Below are 2,138 nucleotides of genomic sequence, written 5' to 3'. Positions count from 1 at the left end.
GCATCGAAGGAGAGACTCTCATGCATGTCCATATGCTTTCATTGACAGAGCTTACGGATTTTCCGCAGCTTTTCTTCTGCAAGCATTGCGCGTTCACGATATTTTGCCGCGTTTTGAATTAGCCCTGATATTGAGAGCCAATATGCTGCACCTAAATCTCCTTCTTCTAGCTGCATTCGATGTAGCTTCTTAACGGCGATTCCAATATCGATGCCTTCGACCAAATTTTTCTCTTCAGCGCTCATGGTCAATAAAAATTTTCTTATCAAAGTTGGCGAGAATTTCTATCTGGTGTTTAGGCGGCAATGGCGGCTGTGCGTCATACGTCTTCTCCAATATTCCATTGGTCGTGACGTGTGCGTAGTAACAAACTCCCGCCGGCTTTCCTTCATACTTTCCGATACTTTCGATTTCGAGAAATTTCAGGCGACCTTTACCCTGGCGCTCCTTTTGCAAGAGATAGACCTTGCATCGAGTGGAAGCGTGCGCATGAGCAAAAGCTAGAAGACGATCAACAGAGGAAAAGAAATTTGTGGCCGGCAATGCGAGGTCGTCGTCGCTGGTTTCAGCGGAAAGAATAAAGCAGGGCTCAGAATCAAGCGCGGCTATCCAGTCCCACATCATAAACGGCGATACTAAAGATGAGCGAGCATCGTGTAACTCTAGGGACGGATCGGTGAGAAACATTATTTCAACATACCTTGGCGTGATTGCGTGCTAACTACCTCGGATCCCAACCGAATCTGAAGCTTCGAATGTTTTGGTCGCTAACTTTGGGTGTGCAGTTTTCTAAGCGGCAGTTACTAAAGTCATACTCAATATCAACTTCAGCGGTGAATTCAAGATCTTTTCCTGCCTTTGCGCTTTCATAAAGTCTCTCTTGGTAAAGGTTTTTATTAACAGAGATGGAGAGATTCAGCTTGGGAACGTCAAACACGATGTAGCATCGCTTGAATCTGTCAGAGGCCGCCTCTTGGACGAGCGGGCCATAGCGAACAAGCAATTGTGACGTGGTAGCCACTGAGTTTGGGCGCTGAAGCATTTTGGTCTCCTGCTTCCACCTTTTTTCAACAGGATTCACATCCGAAAAGTCTTGTAGCAAAGAGTTAGGTGGCATTTCGATTCTGGTCTGAAAAGCTGAGAGATTTTCTCTGTCGAATGTGATCGGAGCCATGTGGCCTTCGATCTTCCTTCTGACCCAGTATCGAGATGTCGGATAGGTCGCCAAGGCTAGAGCATTTCTTGCTCTGGCAGCTTCAACAATATCCTTGTCTATGGACGCCATGTTTAAATGCGCGTTCCGCCGTGCGGTTCTTTCTGCCGCTAAATCCAAATAGCAGGCCGCTGCAAAGCTTGCGCTAGCTCGCAAATCAGGATTGCGCAGTATGGCGGCGGTAAGCGCTTTGTTGAGTTCGCTTCGATTCAGCTTATCAATCTGGCTCAGGCCGCGCTCGGAAATTGGACGATCCTTATCAGGGGCGGAAGATGTGGTGCAAGCGGTGAGCCCGAGTAAAAGACAAGAGACTAATAGTGATGAATGAGCGGTGGCCATTTTTCGCGAAATGAATGAGCCGAATAGTTTGATGCGCAGTGGCAATCTCGAAGCGCGGCCCAGATACTATGCTAATTAGACTTATTAAGTCAAATATAGAACAAATACTGCTTATTACGTCCTGTATCTATACCCAAACAAAATAGACCATGTGCCGAACTGCTTCTGCACATGAAAAACATCACCCCAACGCCTCCAACCACGACTATCGAATTAGTCGCGCAGAATATTCGACGAGAAAGACTGAAGCTGGGCTTGACGCAACTACAGCTCGCAAACCACCTCGACATCGAAATGGAAACCGTATCTCGATACGAGCGAGCGATGCTCAGCCCATCGTTCGATAAATTGGACCGCATGGCTCAGTTGTTTCAGATAGCTCCATGGCGCCTTTTTTTGTCGCCTGGTGAGGAAAAGTACTTGAGTGCATTCTCATCAGCCGCAGCACTTTCTAGCGATGAACTTGCCGCTTTAGCTACAAAAATTGATACATTCGTCCTCTCTCATCTGAAAAAAAAATAGTCAGCAACGCTGGTGCTCTTGCGGAGTCACAGAATGTGTTGCAGTAGAAAATCTTCCATATGTC

Annotated in this window: 4 protein-coding genes; 1 reads left to right on the top strand and 3 read right to left on the bottom strand. The window is 47.0% G+C overall.

Annotation, left to right across the window (positions count from 1 at the left end; genetic code table 11):
• Positions 1 to 38 precede the first annotated feature (38 nt).
• From I5W_RS29420 to I5W_RS31015, 3 genes are read right to left on the bottom strand one after another with little or no spacing between them, the layout of a single operon-like run.
• Entirely contained in the window at positions 39 to 245 is a 207-nt protein-coding gene (locus I5W_RS29420; protein ID WP_083893457.1) for a hypothetical protein, read from the bottom strand.
• Positions 235 to 687: a hypothetical protein gene (locus tag I5W_RS04645; RefSeq protein ID WP_044528365.1), complete on the bottom strand. Its 453-nt coding sequence runs from the start codon at positions 685 to 687 to the stop codon at positions 235 to 237. Before I5W_RS04645 ends, I5W_RS29420 begins: the two co-directional genes overlap by 11 nt.
• A gap of 34 nt (positions 688 to 721) precedes the next feature.
• Entirely contained in the window at positions 722 to 1,552 is an 831-nt protein-coding gene (locus I5W_RS31015) for a hypothetical protein (RefSeq protein WP_159106104.1), read from the bottom strand.
• 171 nt (positions 1,553 to 1,723) lie between these two features.
• Between I5W_RS31015 and I5W_RS04635 the strand changes: the two genes are divergently transcribed.
• A complete protein-coding gene (locus I5W_RS04635; protein WP_044528363.1) occupies positions 1,724 to 2,074 on the top strand; it encodes a helix-turn-helix domain-containing protein in 351 nt (116 codons plus the stop codon).
• Positions 2,075 to 2,138: the final 64 nt, after the last annotated feature.

Source organism: Herbaspirillum sp. B65 (genome assembly GCF_000333555.1).
Taxonomy (GTDB): Bacteria; Pseudomonadota; Gammaproteobacteria; order Burkholderiales; family Burkholderiaceae_D; genus Herbaspirillum; species Herbaspirillum rubrisubalbicans.
Note: the sequence above shows the minus strand (reverse complement) of the source record. Positions and strands in the feature narration are given on the sequence as shown.

Bases quoted from the DNA above. Each gene is read 5' to 3' on its own strand.
- I5W_RS04635 (WP_044528363.1), top strand. From the start codon at position 1,724: ATGAAAAACATCACCCCAACGCCTCCAACCACGACTATCGAATTAGTC.
- I5W_RS29420 (WP_083893457.1), bottom strand. From the start codon at position 245: ATGAGCGCTGAAGAGAAAAATTTGGTCGAAGGCATCGATATTGGAATC.
- I5W_RS04645 (WP_044528365.1), bottom strand. From the start codon at position 687: ATGTTTCTCACCGATCCGTCCCTAGAGTTACACGATGCTCGCTCATCT.
- I5W_RS31015 (WP_159106104.1), bottom strand. From the start codon at position 1,552: ATGGCCACCGCTCATTCATCACTATTAGTCTCTTGTCTTTTACTCGGG.